This window comes from Ekhidna sp., assembly GCF_963691765.1.
Classification (GTDB): domain Bacteria; phylum Bacteroidota; class Bacteroidia; order Cytophagales; family Cyclobacteriaceae; genus Ekhidna.
In genome coordinates this window covers 2,481,110-2,499,017 of the sequence record NZ_OY829375.1, presented here as the reverse complement: position 1 = coordinate 2,499,017, position 17,908 = coordinate 2,481,110, and the positions used below count along the sequence as shown (strand labels likewise).

The following is a 17,908-nucleotide window of genomic DNA, read 5'->3' as shown; positions in this document are numbered from 1 at the left end:
ACAAAGCTAACATGGCATCATCCGCAAGACAGGTGATTGATAATATCATAGAATTCATAGAGGTAAAAACTGAGCAAATTAAGCTTAAAATAATAGCTAAGGTTGCTCGAATGCTCTCTGGAGTAATCGCTATTTCGATGCTTGGTTTATTCTCGCTTTTCTTTTTGTTCTTTTTAAGCTTTGCATTTGCTGAGATAATAAATCAAAGTTTAAATAGTGCCTTTTGGGGATACTTGATAATCGCAGGCGCCTACTTGCTTGTAATTATATTAATAGTCCTACTACTGAAAACTAAGAAGTTGCAAAAGTGGATCGAGGCAATGATTATGAAAATTGAAGAAGCAAAGTATGAGCAAGAAAGCATCGATTGAAGATAGAGTCCGTTCCCTAGAGGCACGAGAAAGAAAAATCAAACTCCAATTAGATTCTGATTCGGATGAATTGAAGGAGAAAGCAATGCGAGTTGGAAAAATCGCATTGATAGCAGGAGTGGTGTCAATATTGGGATATTGGATCTTCAATATCATTTTCAATGATGACGAGGAAGTAGAAGAAAAACCAAAAAAGAAGAAAAAAAGAGCTAAGGATGAATCTGGCTTTGGCTCACGAATTGCAACGCTGGCTATGCCATATCTAAACAAATTTCTTGATGGAATTTTAGAAGACCAACTAGCGGACAATAAGGAGCAGGAAGAAAGAAAAGATTAGACGTTCATGAGGGATTCTCTTCTCCTCATTTTACCAGCAGGTATACCAAACATCATTTTAAATCTACGACAGAAGTAAGCCGTATCCTTATAGCCAACTTCTTTTCCAATATCTCTTATGCTTTTCTTGCTAGTACGAAGGAGGTTTACAGCTGCTTCCATCCTTTGATATTCAATGTAGTCTTGAGGATTTATTCCCGTTAGCATCTTGAAATATTGACCTACATAATCTTCGGAAACATTGGCAACATTAGCCAAGACCTTGTTTGATAGGTCTTCTGACAGATGTTCTTTGATAAAAGTGAATATATCAATAAGCCTGGGATCCTTGAAGTAGGTACTGTTAGTAGCCAGCTTCTCAACAAATAGACTGTTATTCAATATGTAACGAATAAGCTCAATAGTCATATTCTCAGTAAGCACTTTAACGATACGATCTCGACCAGGCATATTTGCCTTCACTTCATCGTTAATTTGCTTAATCAATCCTGCCAGTTTATAGTTTTCTTCAATCTTGAATGAAGGAATATCTAATGAAGAAAAGAAATTTACTGAATCGAATGCTTTCGCATCAAAAGCTACATAGCAATAATGCTCTTCACTTACGGAGTGTTCACTGTAAGACTTTAAAAACTGATCTTTATTGGTGAGAAAATCATCTTTAGAAAGAACTGTGGTATTACCTGAACCATAGCTCATAGAAATCGGACGACCTCCTGGGACAAATATCACGTCACCTTCTGTTGCAACATCTTTGTCTTTACCAAATTTGATTTCGCCGCCTGTTACAAGAAGTAAATAGTTTTCTACTTCGTAGTTATTGTCGATTGTTACTGGCTTCAAAATATTAATATTTTTAGCCTTTACGAATCGGATTTCTAACGACTCAATGATCTTGTTATAGTCCTCCATTTATGAATATAGCAGGTTAATCTATTGAAAAATAGTAAAATAATAGGACGAATCTAATAATATTCATCCTCAAAACCTAATAAACAAAGACTAGACGGACTTTGGACTATTGAACTATTGAACTATTTCAATAAATCCCTCGAAATAACAATACGCTGTATTTCAGACGTACCTTCATAAATCTGGGTGATTTTAGCATCTCTCATTAGACGCTCTACATGAAACTCTTTCACAAAACCGTAACCACCATGTATTTGTACTGCTTCTACGGTTTGTTTCATAGCCACCTCAGATGCAAACAATTTTGCCATCGCACCTTCCCTAGAAAAGTCTTCGCCTGCATCTTTTTTCTGTGCAGCATTTAAACATAGAAGTCTGGCAGCTTCTATTTCTGTCGCCATATCGGCAAGCTTAAATTGAATTGCTTGGTGTTTAGAAATCTCTACCCCAAAAGCCTTTCGCTCTTGTGAATATTTCAATGCAAGTTCCATTGCTCCTGAAGCAATCCCCAACGCCTGAGACGCAATCCCAATTCTACCTCCGTTAAGTACACTCATCGCGAATGTAAATCCAAAGCCATCTGCTCCAATTCTATTCTCTTTAGGAACCTTCACATCTTGAAACATCAACGAGTGAGTATCACTCCCTCTAATTCCTAACTTATCCTCTTTCTTTCCTACTGCAAACCCCTCCATATCTCTTTCTACGATCAGTGCGTTGATACCTTTATGCTTTTTCTCAGGATCTGTTTGCGCCATTACTATATAATAAGATGCGGAATTCCCATTTGTAATCCAGTTCTTAGTTCCATTGAGTAAGTAATAATCTCCCTTATCCTCAGCAGTCGTCCTTTGTGAGGTTGCATCAGAACCAGCTTCAGGCTCCGAAAGACAAAAAGCGCCAATCTTTTGGCCGCTAGCAAGAGGCTTCAAATACTTTTCTTTTTGCTCCTCGGTACCGAATTTTTCAATTCCCCAGCAAACAAGTGAGTTGTTTACCGACATACAAACAGATGTAGATGCGTCAATTTTAGAAATCTCTTCCATCGCCAAGACATATGATACGGTATCCATCCCACTACCCCCGTACTTAGGATCTACCATCATTCCCATAAAACCAAGTTCACCCAATTGCTTAATCTGCTCTGCTGGAAATTCTTGTTTCTCATCACGCTCAATAACTCCAGGTAAAAGCTCTTTCTGTGCAAAATCCCTTGCCGCATCTCTTACTGCTAATTGCTCCTCGGTAAAATTGAAATTCATCTGTCTTGTTAGTTAAAAATTATAGAATGGGCCGCAAATATATTCATTGTTATGCATGCATACCATTAACCATCAAAAAAGCCCCAATGTTTGGGGCTTTTGAAAAATATTTTGGCATTCATTCTAGTCTCTGCCTCCTAGAAAAATCATCACATAATATAGCAAAGTTGCGAGCGCACCGAGAGCTGCTATCAAATAAGTTGATGCAGCTGCATTCAATGCATCTTTTGCCATTGCATGCTCTCTTTCATCGACAATATTACGATCCTTGATCCATGCTAAGGCACGATTACTTGCATCATATTCAACCGGTAGCGTAACGAAAGCAAAAAGTGTAAATACACTATAACAAGCGATTATTACCATCAATGCCAATTGAGGATTTATCAAAGAAGGCAAAGCAAAAGACCCGAAAATCATAGCCATGAACACAAAATTCATAACGCTGGCACTTATATTTTGAACAGGTACCATCGCAGACCTGAATTCCAACCAGCTATATGCTTTTGCATGTTGAACAGCATGTCCACATTCGTGAGCTGCTACTGCAGCAGCAGCTGCAGATCTACCGTTATAAACATCAGGACTTAGATTTACTGTTTTATTTCTAGGATTATAGTGATCTGTCAATCTACCTTGAACAGAGGTGACAGAAACATCATAGATGCCATTATCTTTTAGCATTAACTCTGCTATTTCTCTTCCGGATAACCCTGAGCCTAAAGAAACCTGAGAGTATTTTCTGAATTTATTTTTCAAACGTGAACTAACTACCCAGCTGGCAATCATGAACACAATAATTATTACGAATAATTCCATATTTCAATTTAAATCGTCACAAATCTTAAAAATCAAATACGCTTTTTGATTTGGTGAAGTTACTACCAATTTCAAGCCAATCTATTTTTCTGACAATTTGTCTTTCTTGATGTTATTTCTTCTTATCAAGAATGATATTACCAACGCTATACTTCCAAAAATAGCAACTGCCACTATTTGAGAGGTGTGCAGAAGTGTTGCGAGAAATTTTCCCGTGGTCTCGTCAATTGAGTATAGAACCAACATACCAGCTATCATTCCATGATACGTTCCAAAACCACTTTGAACTGGTAAAGAAATGGCAATACCTCCAGTAATCAATAACATTAATCCAGCACCAATACCCAAATGAGAAGTTGCAGGTAAGGAAAATACTATGGTGTAAGACATCAAGAAATATATAATCCATAATATGGCTGTCGAAACAAAAAATCCAATTGGATTCTTAATATCTTTTAATGTAAGTAGGCCATCAATAAAATTCTTAATAAGAGAAGCAAACTTCCCATTCATTTTATCTCTTCTTTTTATAAGAAGAATTAAAGTGGAAATACCAGCCAAACCAACTAACATAACCACCCAAATGATATAAGAAGGTGGGTTTAGATCTTTATATGCCTCATTTAAAAATGTGAATAACCTATCTGATTCTAATATTAGGCTTATTAGAATTAGTATGAGTAAAGTAAGAACATCTATTATTCGTTCTGTGACAACACTTCCCAATGCAGCAGGAACAGCAACTTTATCATTTCTATTTAAAACCCCGCAACGAGTAATTTCTCCAAGCCTTGGTAGCGCCAAGTTTGCCAAATATCCAACCAAAACGGCGATCATAGTTCTTAAAGTCGTCAACTTGTAGCCGAGAGGCTCTAATAAAATATTCCAACGATACGCTCTCGCTGCATAAGCGATAAGAGACAATACTATTGAGATAGTAACCCAAGTGTAATCTACTAAGCTTGCTTGTTTCTGGAAATCTTCCAAATTCTCATTTCTAAACACGAAGTACAGAAGCAAACCCGCAATACAGACGCTTATGGAAATCTTTAGAAAATTTAGTATCGTTTTAGGCATTGATATTAAGAATCAAGTCGATTCTTTTCATCTGGAAAAACTACGATTGGATTGTGGGATTTTGCTTCAGACTGCTCTATTGAACAATATGAAATAATAATTACAATATCACCGACTTGGGCTTTCCTAGCTGCTGGTCCGTTAAGGCAAATCTGACCTGACCCTCTTACACCTTTAATTACGTAAGTTTCAAGCCTCTCACCATTATTGATGTTTACAATCTGCACTTTTTCATTCTCAAGCAAATTGGCTGCATCCATCAGATCTTCATCAATAGTAATAGACCCAACATAATGAAGTTCTGCTTCAGTGATTTTAACTCTATGAATCTTTGATTTGAGTACCTCTATGAACATGCCCTTTTATTTGAGCCGCAAATATAAATTATCAATCAGTCTTATACCCTCTACATAACCGGCAATACACACTGCAAGTTCATTTAAATTGACATAACTATCTACTCTCGATAGATTCGAAGGATCTACTGCCTCCAAGTATTCTAGCGTAAATCCTTCATTCTGATCGTAGATAGCTTTTGCTCGTACTAACAACGCATCAAGTGATTCCCCAGCTTCAATACCCTCTTTAATAAGATTCAAACCCTTGGATATGATAATTGCATCTGATAATCCTTTTTCGGACAGCCTAGTATTTCTAGAAGATAAAGCTAGACCTGATGGCTCTCTAACAGTTTCAACACCAATAATCTCTGTCGGAAAACTTAAGTCATAGCACATTCTCCTAATAAGCAAAAACTGCTGGATATCTTTTAAGCCAAAGTATGCTCTGGTAGGGCTGACTAAATGCAGCAGTTTACTGACCACAATCCCTACTCCTTCAAAATGCCCATCTCTAAACTTTCCCTCTAGCGAATTAGCAAGCATTCCAAAATCAATTGAAACTATCGGCTTCTCTGCGTAAAGTTCTTCCTTGGAAGGAGTAAAAACGATATCCACTTTTTCAAGCTCCAGTAGCTTTAAGTCTTCATCAATAACTCTTGGATAATTGGTAAGATCGGATTCGTTATCAAATTGCAGCGGATTTACAAAAATGCTCACTACAGTAACATCATTTTCTGACATTGACTTCCTCACAAGAGATAGGTGACCTTTATGAAGAGCTCCCATCGTTGGTACAAAGCCGATTGTTTCACCTTTTTTAACAAAGGTTGAAATAGCGTCCTTTAGGGCGTCTTGTGCGCCAATTACGTGCATAGGATGGGTTTATTTAATTCGCTAACTTATTGAAAGCGTTGATAATAAATCAAAAAAATGGTAAATTTGTGCTCATTTTATCGGGTCCCATCAAGAATTTAATAAAAAGCACTTATGGAAAACATTAGAATCCTCTATGTGGCAAGCGAGATTAATCCTTTTCTCAAAACCACAGAAGTAGCGGAATTTGTGAGAAGGCTTCCCCAAGCTATGCAAGAAAGGGGAATGGAAATCAGGATTTTAGTACCAAGATTTGGACTTATCAACGAAAGAAAAAATAGACTACATGAGGTAGTTAGGCTTTCTGGGATCAACATTGCTGTTGGTGATGAAGAGAAACCTTTAGTTATTAAAGTTGCCTCTATCCCTAATGCTAAGCTTCAGGTTTACTTTATTGACAATGAAGATTACTTCTATAGAAAGTCTGTGTTCTTTGATAAAGAAGACAACTTCTTTGAAGACAATGATGAGAGAGCAATCTTCTTCTGCAAAGGAGTTTTGGAAACTGTAAAGAAACTTGGTTGGTCACCAGACATCATACATTGTAATGATTGGATGACGAGCCTAATTCCACTCTACACCAAGACTACATATAAGAATGATCCTATTTATAAGGACTCAAAGACAATTTTCACAATTTATAACAATCGTTTCAAGCATAAATTCGGCGAAGATCTGTTAGAGAAAGTAAAAATGATCGATATTGACGATCAAATGCTAGATCCATTAAAAACAGCAGATTATGATGGATTCGTGAAGCTTGGCATGCAATATGCAGATGCTGTTATCAATGCTAAAGAGGAAAACACTCAAAGCTTCGAAAAGCTGATTGCTGATTTAGGAGATAAGAAAACTGATACGATTGAGAAGGATGAAAATTTCGAAGAGTCATACTACAACTTATACAATGAACTTATTGGCTAAGAGGATTTCGCTAAGAAAATTTCTAAGACCGGGATTAATCATGTTGATCCCGGTTTTTTTCGGTTGTGAAAGCAGCAACGACTTGGGAATTCAATATGACCTGGGCACTAATGCAAATATTAGATTTGAAGAGTTCACATTGCCAGCAACTAATTTGCGAATAGACAGCCTTCGAACAGATGGTGAAAACAGGGTGCTGATTGGAAACTACGACAGTCCAATAACTGGAAGTGTTTCTGCGGAGGCTTACCTTCAATATGTTTATAGTTCTGGACCAATGCCGAAGCGTCGAGATGAGCCTGACTCTACACATCTAGATACGCTAAAGCTTGATTCAATGGTGTTGGTATTTGACACTCAGAGAATAATACCAAATCAATCATCTTCAATTCAAGCATTTTCTGTTTTTGATTTAGTTGATAGTTTGGAAAGCTCTGCGATTTATTTATCCAATTTTCAACAAACCACTGGGACTTTTGCAGGTAGCTTCAACCAGATTGTAGGTGATCCTGAAGTTGACACAGTATTCAGGGTTAAGTTGGAGGACAGTTATGCAGCAGCGTTTTATAGTAATCTCAGCGATATCGCTGGAGATACAACAAGATTTATCTCCAGTGAAGTCTTTAAATCAATGGGGATTATACCGGATCCAAGTTCTACGGGAATCGCTTCTATCGACCTACTTAGCGATTCGACTAGATTGATCGTCTATTCTTCTCCGGTTAGCCCAGATAGAGACTCTACCTACCTAACAAATTTTGTATTTACTAGAAATGTTAGTCGAACAGCTAAACATTATACTTACTTAGATAGGGACCTCTCCGGATCTGAATTTGACGGAATAGAAGAATTTGTTGACTTTGATCTTGCCTCAGGGAATACCATCATGGACCCTCTTTCAGGAATCACCACTGCATATTCTATAGCAGAAATAGAACAATTTTTTGCAGAAAATGGCAGCATATTAATCAATAACGCTACTATATCTTTTGAATTTGATGAAGAGGCCGATAGAGAACCGCTTACCGGATTCTTGAATTTTTTCAGAAAAAATGACGGAACCATTTTTGGACCCGCATTGGCGAGCAATTCATTTAGCAATATTGTGCTAACAGATGATGGGTATCAATTTGGTCAAGCGCAACCTTCAGTCAGTCTATTGAATGAAAATGAAGACAAAATTGTAATGTTTCCTACCCTTTTCTTTCAATTATTATATGGACAATTTCGTGAAAAAGATAGTTTAGTTTTTGAGAACCCAATTACAGAAGATCTTATTCCAATTAGCGAATTGGTTAATATCACAAATGGTGAATTGTCCTTGCAACGATCAATCTTTAAACAAGATGGCGTTAAATTACGATTGTATTATACAGAGGTAGAACAATAATAATTTTCTATGTGTGGTATCGTAGGCTATGTAGGTAAGAACCCTTCATTTCCCATTCTTATTAAAGGTCTAAAGAGATTAGAATATCGTGGTTATGATAGCGCAGGAATAGCAGTAATTGAAAACCAAGAAATCTCTGTTTTAAAGAAAAAAGGTAAAGTTCTAGAGCTTGAACAAATTACTGAAAATCAGTCTTTCGACAGCTGTATTGGAATTGGTCATACGAGATGGGCAACACACGGTGAGCCAAACGATACGAATGCACATCCACATGTTTCTAATAGCGGCGACCTAGCCCTGATTCACAATGGAATTATAGAAAATTATGGGGCAATCAAAGAAGACTTAATTAAAAAAGGATATTCTTTCAAAAGTCAAACCGATACTGAGGTTTTCATAAATTTTATTGAAGACATCAAAATAAATGAAAACCTAAGCCTTGAAGATGCACTAAGAGTAGCCCTTTCGAAAGTGATCGGAGCATATGCTATAGCTATCATCTCAAAAAGCAATCCAAATAAACTGGTAGCAGCAAGGAAGGGTAGCCCAATGGTTCTGGGTCTAGGTACTGATGAATTTTTTATTGCCTCTGACGCCACTCCAATAATTGAGTATACCAACGAGGTAATCTATCTGCAAGACGAGGAAATTGTAGTTATCGAGAACAATGACTACATCATTAAAGATTCAAAAGACATACCACAAACACCTTACATTCAAACCCTGGAGTTAGAGCTTGAGGCAATTGAAAAAGGAGGACATGAACACTTCATGCATAAGGAAATCTTCGAACAACCAATTTCTATTGCAGACTGCATGAGAGGACGTGTCAATGTTGATAAAGGTGAGCTTGTATTAGGAGGTATTAGAAATTATGCCAAGGCTTTAGAAAATGCTGAAAGAATAATTGTTATTGCCTGCGGCACCTCTTGGCATGCGGGCTTAGTAAGCGAATATGTGTTCGAGGATCTTTGCAGAATTCCAGTAGAAGTTGAGTATGCATCGGAGTTTAGGTATAGAAATCCAGTCATAAAGGAAGGAGATATTGTAATCGCCATTTCTCAATCTGGTGAAACTGCAGACACTTTAGCAGCCATTGAATTAGCGAAAAGCAAAGGAGCAATAGTCCTTGGAGTAGTAAATACAGTTGGATCCTCAATCTCCAGAGTCTCTCATGAAGGAGCCTATTTACATGCAGGACCAGAGATTGGTGTTGCCTCAACAAAAGCTTTTACAGCTCAACTAACCGTACTATATATGATTGCCTTAAAGGCTGCTTTCAGCAAAGGCACAATTACGGACAGAGTCTTTAGGGAGCGCCTTACAGAACTTAGTTTAATTCCAGGAAAAGTAGAAACTGCATTAAAGTCGAATGATAAGATTGAACACATTTCAGACATGTTCAAAGATGCACCTAACTTCCTTTATCTGGGCCGTGGCTATAATTTCCCTGTTGCACTTGAAGGTGCTCTGAAATTGAAGGAAATATCTTATATCCATGCCGAAGGTTATCCAGCGGCAGAGATGAAGCATGGACCAATTGCATTAATAGACGAACACATGCCTGTTGTGGTGATTGCTACCAGAGATAGTAGTTACGATAAAATTGTATCCAACATTCAAGAAGTTAAAGCAAGAAAAGGCATTGTAATAGCCGTTGTGACAGAAGGGGATGCACTCATCCCAACGATGGCTGATTTTACAATCGAGGTGCCAGCAACCCATGAGTCTTTAATGCCACTGGTTTCGGTTATTCCATTACAACTATTAAGCTACCATATTGCAGTAATGAGAGGTGCCAATGTAGACCAACCGAGAAACTTAGCTAAATCTGTTACTGTAGAATAATTGCAACTATGAAAGAGATAATAAATTCATCAAAAGCCCCAGCTCCAATCGGACCATATTCTCAAGCTATCAAAGCTGGCAATACACTTTATATTTCTGGACAAATACCTATCGATCAAGAAAAGGATCTATTAGTAGAGGGATCCATTGAAGATGAAACAGAACAGGTAATGAAAAACATTGGATTTATTCTTGAGGAAGCCGGATTATCATTTCAAGATGTACTTAAATGCTCGATATTCGTCTCAAGCATGGATAATTTCGCTCGCATAAACGCAGTTTATGGAAAGTATTTTCAAGAAAATCCTCCAGCAAGAGAGACCGTTGAAGTTAGTGGTCTGCCAAAGGGAGTGAATGTCGAAATTTCTTGCATTGCTACGTATTAAGAACAGCATTCAATACTAGCATTCATTAAGTGATCCTTATTTTTGCGCTCCAATCAACAAATTAGATGGAAAACGTACGTGTAAGATTTGCCCCAAGTCCAACTGGTGGATTACATATCGGAGGTGTAAGAACAGCTCTATTTAACTACCTTTTCGCAAAAAAAAATGGCGGAAAATTCATTCTGAGAATTGAAGATACAGATCAGACACGATTTGTTGCTGGTGCTGAGGATTACATTAAAGAAACTTTAGAATGGTGTGGAATTTCTCCAGATGAAGGACCAAACCAAGGGGGTGATTTCGGACCATATCGGCAGTCTGAAAGAAAAGAAATATATCGCCAATATGCAGAAAAATTGGTTGAAGAGGGCAATGCCTACTATGCCTTTGACACTCCAGAAGAGCTAGAAGCCATGCGTGATCGCCTGAAGGAATCAAGGGTGATGAATCCGCAATACGATACTGTGACTAGGACCACCATGAAAAACTCGTTGACCCTCTCAGAAGAAGAGGTAAAACAGAGAATTGAAAATGGTGAACCATATGTAATCAGAATTAAGATACCTAAAAAAGAAGAGGTAAGACTTAATGATATGGTACGAGGCTGGGTGATGGTTCATACCGAAGTTTTAGATGACAAAGTCTTGATGAAATCTGATGGTATGCCTACATACCACCTGGCCAACATTGTGGATGACCATCTTATGAAAATCACTCATGTAATACGTGGTGAAGAGTGGCTACCGTCTGCTCCATTGCATGTATTGCTATATCAATTTTTAGGTTGGGAAAATGAAATGCCACAATTTGCCCACCTCCCACTGATTCTTAAACCCGATGGGAACGGAAAACTCAGTAAAAGAGCAGCGGACAAGGCGGGATTCCCAATTTTTCCGCTCAACTGGAACGACCCAGAAACGAACGAGCTATCTGAAGGGTTTAGAGAACTAGGTTTTTTACCTGAAGCACTTATTAACTTCTTATCCTTTCTTGGATGGAATCCTGGAACCGAACAGGAGATTTTTTCATTGAATGAGTTAATTGAAGAATTTTCAGAAAAGAGAATAAATAAGGCCGGAACCAAATTTGACTTTGAAAAAGCAAAGTGGTTCAATCAACAGTATATCAAAAGCACTGATTCGCGCAAATTTGCGAAAGGTCTTGTTGACGAATTCAAAGCTCAGTACGATTTAAATTGCGCCGAAGATGTTGCAATTCAAATCATTGAATTACTAAAGGAACGCGTAACATTCCCTTCAGAATTTGTTGAGGGTGGCAAAGTTATTTTCTTCCCTCCCACAACTTTTGATGAAAAAGTAGTGAATAAAAAATGGAAAGAGGAGACTCCAACTGCGTTGAACCTTTTTGCAGACAAACTTAGTTCGCATGATTCCATTAATGCCGAAGAAGCGAAGAACCTATTCTGGGAAACACTGGAAAATGCTGGCTATAAACCAGGCCAATTCATGCAAACGCTTCGTCTTTCACTCACTGGGCAAGGGTCCGGACCAGATTTAATGACAATAATCGAGATTTTAGGAGGAATAAAATCCGCAGAACGAATTAAAAGTTCAATTGCAGTGTTAAACAACTAAAGCACTACTAATGAGCAAAAAAGAAAAAGCACGTGTACATAAAGACCTAGATGGGTTAGAGTTGAAGGTTGATTCTTTTGGAGAAATATCCTCTAGTATGCCCATTGATGAACTAAACAAGTTTCTCAATAAGAATGTAGAAGATAAAAAGCTAAAAGACCGAGACGATCTTGATGATCTAAAGAAAGACTAGCTTCATATTCTACCTCAAGCCGATTGATTAATTTCGCAGTCCATTAAACTGTGATGAAATGACAAAAATTGGCATCATTAAGGAAGGTAAAGTTCCAATTGACAGGAGAGTACCATTAACTCCTCAACAGGCGAAACAAGTGGCAGATGATTTCGGCGTAGAAGTCGTAGTACAATCTAGCGATATAAGATGTTTTCCTGACGATGACTACAGAAATGTTGGACTTGATATTGTCGAATCAATAGATGATTGCGATATCATTTTAGGAGTGAAAGAAGTTCCAATAGAAAAACTTATCCCTGGAAAAACCCACTTTTTTTTCTCACACACCATTAAAAAACAAGACTACAATCGTGATCTTTTGCGTGCTATTCTAGATAAGAAAATCCGCCTAATAGATTGGGAAACACTAACAAACGAAAGTGGCAATAGAATCATCGCATTTGGTAGATGGGCAGGAATTGTTGGTGCATACAATGGGCTTTGGACATTTGGCAAACGCTACAACCTCTTTTCTTTAAGAAGAGCTAACGAGTGCTTTGATTATGAAGACTTAAAAAATGAATTCAATAAGATTCAACTGCCAAATATCAAAATAGCATTAACTGGAGGAGGAAGAGTTACTAAAGGGGCTATGGAAGTTCTAATTGGAGCTGGAATTCGTCAAGTTACGCCGCACGACTTTCTTAATGAACGCTTTGACGAACCTGTTTTCACCCAGCTCAATTCCAGGGACTATAACAGACGAAAAGACGGAGAAGAATTTCATAGAAATGAATTTTATTCAAACCCTGAAATGTATGAAGGTGACTTTTTGAAATATGCTAAAGTCACTGATATCTTAATTGCTTGTGCTTTTTGGGATCCTGCAGCTCCTGTTTTATTCCACAGGGAGGATGTTTTAAAGGATGATTTCGATATTAGGATAATAGCTGATATCACCTGTGATATTGAAGGGTCGATTCCTTCAACCAAAAAACCTAGCACAATAGATGATCCAATCTACGATTACAATCCAAGTGACGATGTTGTAGAGCAGGCCATGTCTGATGAAGGTAATATAACTGTTATGGCAGTGGACAACCTTCCTTGCGAACTTCCTAGAGATGCATCAGAGAGTTTTGGCAATGAACTAGTAAACAATGTTATTCCACATCTACTTGGCAACGATGAAGAACAAGTTATTCATCGAGCCACAATAACTAGTAGTGGGACACTAACTGAAAACTATCAGTACCTTCAAGACTACGTTGATGGGAATTAAAAAAAGCCATGCTAAGCATGGCTTTTTTTATGAGCTTATTAGTGATACTTTCTATTCAAACTCAGCGAAAATTGCTTCTATTTCTTCAAATACTGGCAAAAGAACTTCATCCAGATTCTGACTCGTTCCATCAGCATATTCAACATAAGCGATGTAATCCTCAAAACCTTGATCGTCAGTCTCCAAAACGAATATTATATCACCCACTTTATCCTCACCAGAGTACAATGCTAGATTGATAAAATCATTTGGGTTTGCATCCACGCCAATTTCTCTGGCGTCAATACTACCATCTATCTTCAAGTTTCTGTATTGAACAGAGCCCTCAATTAAAAACGGATCTTCTTTACTTTCTGACTCATAGGACACATCTACGTCAATACTTACAATCACCTCATCATTAATGTAAACCGAGGTTAAAAGACTAGTTGATTTTGCAAAAACGTCAACAAAATCAATTTCAAACCTAAATGGCGCAATCAATAGATTTACATCTGCTTCTACTGGCACTCCTAAATCAGACCAGTTCACATCATAAGCAAGCTCTACCAATGTTATACCATCGACCTTTAAGTAAGCGTCTATTAAACTTGGAGCATCAAAATCTAGACCTCCTTCAATTACTGCATATTCAAGGTTGCTGACCTTAAATTCAGCATTATTCGTTTCAGATCCTTCTGAAGGAAAAAAAACTGTGAATAGGTCACTCTCCTCAAAATCAAATTCAGCAGTTTCAAAATTCCACGTGTAAATACCACTAATATCCTCCAACGTATTAGGACCATCATCACTCACTTTTTTGGCAGGCCCATCTACAAAATATTGTTTTATCGTCTCGATTTGGCCTTTAGTCCACGCTCTTCTACTTGATCTCGCATAGAGCACTTCATGCTCATCTAAAAGATCAATAAGCTTTACTAGTTCGTCAATCCCCTCAGATTCAACCAATGATACAATATCATCAGATAAATTAGTCCCTGAGCTTTCAACTATCTCTTTTGATTCTTCTGCTGTAATGTCAGCAGCCAATTTATCATCCTCATTCTGACATCCAGTCAGAACAAATAGTCCTAATAATGATCCAAAAATTAGCTTTTTCATGCGTTTTGAGTTTTTACCTTTTTAAAGATTAAAATGCATTTTCTCAATGGCATAAAAAAAAAGCCAGACCCCTAAAGTCTGGCTTTTATTAATTCGTTAAGCGTATGTTATCCGTTCATGCTAACTAAAAACTCATCATTATTAGCTGTGCCTTTCATTTTGCTAAGTAAGAATTCCATTGCTTCGATACTATTCATATCAGACATGAACTTACGCAAAATCCAAACTCGTTTTAGTTCTTCTGGATCCATCAACAGATCTTCTCTTCTCGTTCCAGATGCAGGAACATCAATAGCAGGATAAACTCGCTTGTTAGATAGTTTTCTATCCAGTTGCAGTTCCATATTACCAGTACCTTTGAATTCTTCAAAGATCACTTCGTCCATTTTAGAACCAGTTTCAATAAGCGCTGTTGCTATAATTGTTAATGAACCGCCATTTTCAACGTTTCTCGCAGCACCAAAGAACCTCTTAGGCTTATGAAGTGCGTTAGCATCCACACCCCCCGAAAGAATCTTACCAGAAGAAGGAACTACTGTATTGTGCGCTCTTGCCAATCGAGTGATTGAATCTAACAAAATCACTACATCATGACCACACTCTACCATTCGCTTCGCTTTTTCTAGCACCATATTAGATACTTTCACATGCTTGTCAGCTTGCTCATCAAATGTCGAAGCGACAACTTCTCCCTTTACTGAGCGTGCCATATCCGTCACTTCCTCAGGTCTCTCATCAATTAGCAATACCATCAGATAGCATTCTGGATGATTCTCAGCAATAGCATTCGCTACATTTTTAAGGAGAACCGTCTTACCAGTTTTAGGCTGTGCTACAATCATCCCTCTTTGTCCTTTACCTATAGGCGAAAACAAGTCTAGGATTCTAGTTGAATAATTATCCGGCTTAGTACTAAGATTTAACTTTTCCTGAGGGAATAGTGGAGTCAAATATTCAAATGCTACTCGGTCTCTAACTTCTTCAGTAGTCTTGCCATTTACGGTTTCTACTTTCAACAAAGCAAAGTACTTCTCACCATCTTTTGGTGGTCTAATTTGCCCCTTGACAGTATCTCCAGTTTTGAGACCAAAAAGTTTAATCTGCGAAGGAGAAACATAAATATCATCCGGACTAGCTAGGTAGTGATAATCACTTGATCGAAGAAATCCATAACCATCTTGCATGATTTCGAGTACTCCTTCGTTTTCAATTACACCATCAAATTCTTTAATTTCTTCGTTATACGCCTCTTTCTTTCTTCGCTTTTCTTGTCTTTCAGCTTCTCTCTCAGCTCGTTGATTATCTCTCTCTTGACGCTCTTTATTGTTATTGTCTCCTTCTTTCTTGTCTGATTTCTCCTCTTTTTTGTCGTCTCTTCTCTTGTTGTCTGAAGATTCAGCCTTTTCTTCTTTTTTGTCGCCTTCTGATTTTTCTTTCTTGGTATCTTTTCTGGCTCTTGGCTTCTTCTCAGGCTTTTCTTTAGTCTCTTCTACTGGTGCGGCACCAGAAGCTTCATTCTTGATTTTCTTGATTTCGCCTTCTGGCATACTTGCTTGCTGATCGAGGATAGCGTAGATAAGGTCCTGCTTAGCGAGCTTCTTGTGGTTCTTAATTCCTAGTTTCTCTGCTATCTCCTTTAATTCTGATAGCAACATTACACTAAGATCATCTAGTGTGTACATAACTGTGTATAAAAGTGGGTTTCAAAATTTAACTGTAAATGAATTCCGAAGAATACGTGGTAATCGCTTATTTGCCTTTGTAAAGCAGAAAAACCCGGATGAGTTTCCCTTGGATTGCTTCGCAATGATAGACTATCCCCTACTATTTCACAAATAGCAACTAAAATTTTACTAAATATGATTTGAAGCACTATTTCAACATAAAATCATTTTTCTTTGCGAACTCATAAAAATGAAGATTTCATGTTGCAGGTTGCTACCATAGAAAAGGAGTTTGATAGATGTGTAAAAGGGCTGAATAAACGAGGCCTGGACAATGCAGAAAGTCTACTAAAAAATATATTAGAGCTTGACGAAAATAGAAAAAAGCTCCAAGGTCAGTTAGATGAGATACTCCACGAATCCAATAAGCTCGCTAAGGAAATCGGACAACTCTTCCAACAGGGTAAAAAAGAAGAGGCCGAAGCGGCAAAAGCCAAAACAACTGAGCTGAAGCAAAACAGCAAAACTTTGGGAGAAGAGCTAAGCGCGACAGAAGCAGAGCTAAAGAAGGAACTTTATAATATCCCAAATATCCCACATGAATCTGTCCCTCCAGGTAAGTCAGATGAAGACAATGAAATCATCAAGATACAGGATGAGAACATACCGGATCTAGGGGACAATAAGAAACCTCACTGGGAACTGATAGAGGAGTTTGACATTATTGACTTTGAACTGGGTAATAAGGTAAGTGGTGCTGGCTTCCCATTTTATAAAAAACAAGGTGCACGCTTAGTAAGAGGAATGGTTAATTATTTCCTTGATAAAGCGACAAAAGCAGGATATGAAGAAGTTCAGCCGCCTGTTGTAATTAATGAAGCGTCTGGATATGGTACTGGACAGCTGCCTGATAAGGAAGGTCAGATGTATCATATGGAAGCAAATGATTTATACCTAATACCTACTGCTGAAGTTCCTATTACTAACATGTATAGAGATGTGATCTTAAAAGCAGATCAATTGCCGATTAAGCATTCCGGTCACACTCCTTGTTTTAGGAGAGAAGCTGGATCATGGGGATCTCATGTTAGAGGATTGAACAGGCTGCATCAATTTGACAAAGTAGAAATTGTGCAGGTTACAGATCCCACCAAATCTTATGAAGTATTGGATCAAATGGTAGCACATGTAGAGGATTTAATAAAATCTCTAGGGTTACCGTATCGAATATTGAGATTGTGTGCTGGTGACCTAGGCTTCACATCAGTCATTACATACGATTTCGAAGTTTATTCTGCAGCTCAAGAAAAATGGCTAGAAGTAAGCTCTGTTTCAAATTTTGAGACATACCAAGCCAATAGATTAAAGCTAAGAGTTAAGAACAGTGAAGGAAAAAAAGTGTTAGCACATACTTTAAATGGTAGTGCTTTAGCCTTACCTAGAATTATTGCTGCTGTTCTGGAAAACAACCAAGCTGGTGATCATATAAAGCTACCGGAAGTTTTACATCCATATCTGGGGTTCAAAGAAATTCGCAAGAGCTAATTACCTC

General features: G+C 37.8%; 18 protein-coding genes. 10 read left to right on the top strand and 8 right to left on the bottom strand.

The genetic code is table 11. The features are described from left to right. Positions 1-11: 11 nt before the first annotated feature. Both ACY650_RS11360 and ACY650_RS11355 read left to right on the top strand, forming a co-directional pair. Entirely contained in the window at positions 12-371 is a 360-nt protein-coding gene (locus ACY650_RS11360) for a phage holin family protein (protein WP_462247581.1), read from the top strand. Next, positions 349-708 carry a hypothetical protein gene (locus ACY650_RS11355; protein WP_462247579.1) on the top strand — a complete coding sequence of 120 codons (360 nt, stop codon included), beginning with the start codon at positions 349-351 and terminating at the stop codon, positions 706-708. Before ACY650_RS11360 ends, ACY650_RS11355 begins: the two co-directional genes overlap by 23 nt. Here ACY650_RS11355 and ACY650_RS11350 read toward each other — a convergent pair. The 6 genes from ACY650_RS11350 to panC all read right to left on the bottom strand — a co-directional run bounded on the left by ACY650_RS11350 (position 705) and on the right by panC (position 5,991). Continuing rightward, positions 705-1,619, bottom strand: a complete 915-nt coding sequence (locus ACY650_RS11350; protein WP_462247577.1) for a helix-turn-helix domain-containing protein — start codon at positions 1,617-1,619, stop codon at positions 705-707. The two genes, ACY650_RS11355 and ACY650_RS11350, sit on opposite strands and share 4 nt — an antisense overlap. A gap of 122 nt (positions 1,620-1,741) precedes the next feature. Next, a complete protein-coding gene (locus ACY650_RS11345) occupies positions 1,742-2,881 on the bottom strand; it encodes an acyl-CoA dehydrogenase (protein ID WP_462247575.1) in 1,140 nt (379 codons plus the stop codon). 123 nt (positions 2,882-3,004) lie between these two features. Then, positions 3,005-3,700 (bottom strand): zinc metallopeptidase, encoded by a 696-nt coding sequence (locus tag ACY650_RS11340; protein WP_462247573.1) that lies wholly within the window; start codon positions 3,698-3,700, stop codon positions 3,005-3,007. A gap of 81 nt (positions 3,701-3,781) precedes the next feature. After that, positions 3,782-4,777: a lysylphosphatidylglycerol synthase transmembrane domain-containing protein gene (locus ACY650_RS11335; RefSeq protein ID WP_462247572.1), complete on the bottom strand. Its 996-nt coding sequence runs from the start codon at positions 4,775-4,777 to the stop codon at positions 3,782-3,784. 5 nt (positions 4,778-4,782) lie between these two features. Beyond that, entirely contained in the window at positions 4,783-5,133 is a 351-nt protein-coding gene (panD, locus tag ACY650_RS11330; RefSeq protein WP_462247571.1) for an aspartate 1-decarboxylase, read from the bottom strand. 6 nt (positions 5,134-5,139) lie between these two features. Beyond that, the gene (gene panC, locus ACY650_RS11325; RefSeq protein ID WP_462247570.1) at positions 5,140-5,991 is read right to left on the bottom strand and encodes a pantoate--beta-alanine ligase; all 852 of its coding nucleotides are present in this window, start codon (positions 5,989-5,991) and stop codon (positions 5,140-5,142) included. Positions 5,992-6,105: 114 nt separating this feature from the next. On the opposite strand from panC, the gene ACY650_RS11320 reads away from it, so the two are divergent. From ACY650_RS11320 to ACY650_RS11290, 7 genes are all read left to right on the top strand, one after another. Next, positions 6,106-6,915, top strand: coding sequence for a glycogen/starch synthase (locus ACY650_RS11320; RefSeq protein WP_462247569.1), 810 nt, complete (start codon positions 6,106-6,108; stop codon positions 6,913-6,915). Next, entirely contained in the window at positions 6,863-8,305 is a 1,443-nt protein-coding gene (locus ACY650_RS11315; protein ID WP_462247568.1) for a DUF4270 family protein, read from the top strand. The genes ACY650_RS11320 and ACY650_RS11315 overlap by 53 nt, the downstream gene beginning before the upstream one ends. A gap of 9 nt (positions 8,306-8,314) precedes the next feature. Further along, positions 8,315-10,153: a glutamine--fructose-6-phosphate transaminase (isomerizing) gene (gene glmS / locus ACY650_RS11310; protein ID WP_462247567.1), complete on the top strand. Its 1,839-nt coding sequence runs from the start codon at positions 8,315-8,317 to the stop codon at positions 10,151-10,153. Positions 10,154-10,161: 8 nt separating this feature from the next. Further along, positions 10,162-10,539 (top strand): RidA family protein, encoded by a 378-nt coding sequence (locus tag ACY650_RS11305; protein ID WP_462247565.1) that lies wholly within the window; start codon positions 10,162-10,164, stop codon positions 10,537-10,539. A 65-nt stretch (positions 10,540-10,604) separates the two neighbouring features. Beyond that, entirely contained in the window at positions 10,605-12,134 is a 1,530-nt protein-coding gene (gltX, locus tag ACY650_RS11300) for a glutamate--tRNA ligase (RefSeq protein ID WP_462247564.1), read from the top strand. A 10-nt stretch (positions 12,135-12,144) separates the two neighbouring features. Further along, a complete protein-coding gene (locus tag ACY650_RS11295; RefSeq protein ID WP_462247563.1) occupies positions 12,145-12,327 on the top strand; it encodes a hypothetical protein in 183 nt (60 codons plus the stop codon). 58 nt (positions 12,328-12,385) lie between these two features. After that, positions 12,386-13,591: an NAD(P)-dependent oxidoreductase gene (locus ACY650_RS11290; RefSeq protein WP_462247561.1), complete on the top strand. Its 1,206-nt coding sequence runs from the start codon at positions 12,386-12,388 to the stop codon at positions 13,589-13,591. A gap of 51 nt (positions 13,592-13,642) precedes the next feature. Here ACY650_RS11290 and ACY650_RS11285 read toward each other — a convergent pair whose 3' ends face one another. Beyond that, positions 13,643-14,692 (bottom strand): hypothetical protein, encoded by a 1,050-nt coding sequence (locus ACY650_RS11285; RefSeq protein ID WP_462247560.1) that lies wholly within the window; start codon positions 14,690-14,692, stop codon positions 13,643-13,645. A gap of 107 nt (positions 14,693-14,799) precedes the next feature. Beyond that, positions 14,800-16,374 (bottom strand): transcription termination factor Rho, encoded by a 1,575-nt coding sequence (rho, locus tag ACY650_RS11280; RefSeq protein ID WP_462247559.1) that lies wholly within the window; start codon positions 16,372-16,374, stop codon positions 14,800-14,802. Between the two features lie 243 nt (positions 16,375-16,617). Between rho and serS the strand changes: the two genes are divergently transcribed. Beyond that, a complete protein-coding gene (gene serS, locus ACY650_RS11275; protein ID WP_462254403.1) occupies positions 16,618-17,901 on the top strand; it encodes a serine--tRNA ligase in 1,284 nt (427 codons plus the stop codon). The last annotated feature ends 7 nt before the right edge of the window (positions 17,902-17,908 follow it).

Excerpts from the sequence above, each read along its gene's own strand:
- ACY650_RS11345 (WP_462247575.1), bottom strand. The coding sequence starts at position 2,881 with ATGAATTTCAATTTTACCGAGGAGCAATTAGCAGTAAGAGATGCGGCA.
- ACY650_RS11350 (WP_462247577.1), bottom strand. The coding sequence starts at position 1,619 with ATGGAGGACTATAACAAGATCATTGAGTCGTTAGAAATCCGATTCGTA.
- ACY650_RS11290 (WP_462247561.1), top strand. The coding sequence starts at position 12,386 with ATGACAAAAATTGGCATCATTAAGGAAGGTAAAGTTCCAATTGACAGG.
- glmS (WP_462247567.1), top strand. The coding sequence starts at position 8,315 with ATGTGTGGTATCGTAGGCTATGTAGGTAAGAACCCTTCATTTCCCATT.
- ACY650_RS11315 (WP_462247568.1), top strand. The coding sequence starts at position 6,863 with ATGAAAATTTCGAAGAGTCATACTACAACTTATACAATGAACTTATTG.
- rho (WP_462247559.1), bottom strand. The coding sequence starts at position 16,374 with ATGTACACACTAGATGATCTTAGTGTAATGTTGCTATCAGAATTAAAG.
- ACY650_RS11355 (WP_462247579.1), top strand. The coding sequence starts at position 349 with ATGAGCAAGAAAGCATCGATTGAAGATAGAGTCCGTTCCCTAGAGGCA.
- ACY650_RS11320 (WP_462247569.1), top strand. The coding sequence starts at position 6,106 with ATGGAAAACATTAGAATCCTCTATGTGGCAAGCGAGATTAATCCTTTT.
- panC (WP_462247570.1), bottom strand. The coding sequence starts at position 5,991 with ATGCACGTAATTGGCGCACAAGACGCCCTAAAGGACGCTATTTCAACC.
- ACY650_RS11285 (WP_462247560.1), bottom strand. The coding sequence starts at position 14,692 with ATGAAAAAGCTAATTTTTGGATCATTATTAGGACTATTTGTTCTGACT.
- serS (WP_462254403.1), top strand. The coding sequence starts at position 16,618 with ATGTTGCAGGTTGCTACCATAGAAAAGGAGTTTGATAGATGTGTAAAA.
- ACY650_RS11340 (WP_462247573.1), bottom strand. The coding sequence starts at position 3,700 with ATGGAATTATTCGTAATAATTATTGTGTTCATGATTGCCAGCTGGGTA.
- panD (WP_462247571.1), bottom strand. The coding sequence starts at position 5,133 with ATGTTCATAGAGGTACTCAAATCAAAGATTCATAGAGTTAAAATCACT.
- gltX (WP_462247564.1), top strand. The coding sequence starts at position 10,605 with ATGGAAAACGTACGTGTAAGATTTGCCCCAAGTCCAACTGGTGGATTA.
- ACY650_RS11295 (WP_462247563.1), top strand. The coding sequence starts at position 12,145 with ATGAGCAAAAAAGAAAAAGCACGTGTACATAAAGACCTAGATGGGTTA.
- ACY650_RS11360 (WP_462247581.1), top strand. The coding sequence starts at position 12 with ATGGCATCATCCGCAAGACAGGTGATTGATAATATCATAGAATTCATA.
- ACY650_RS11305 (WP_462247565.1), top strand. The coding sequence starts at position 10,162 with ATGAAAGAGATAATAAATTCATCAAAAGCCCCAGCTCCAATCGGACCA.
- ACY650_RS11335 (WP_462247572.1), bottom strand. The coding sequence starts at position 4,777 with ATGCCTAAAACGATACTAAATTTTCTAAAGATTTCCATAAGCGTCTGT.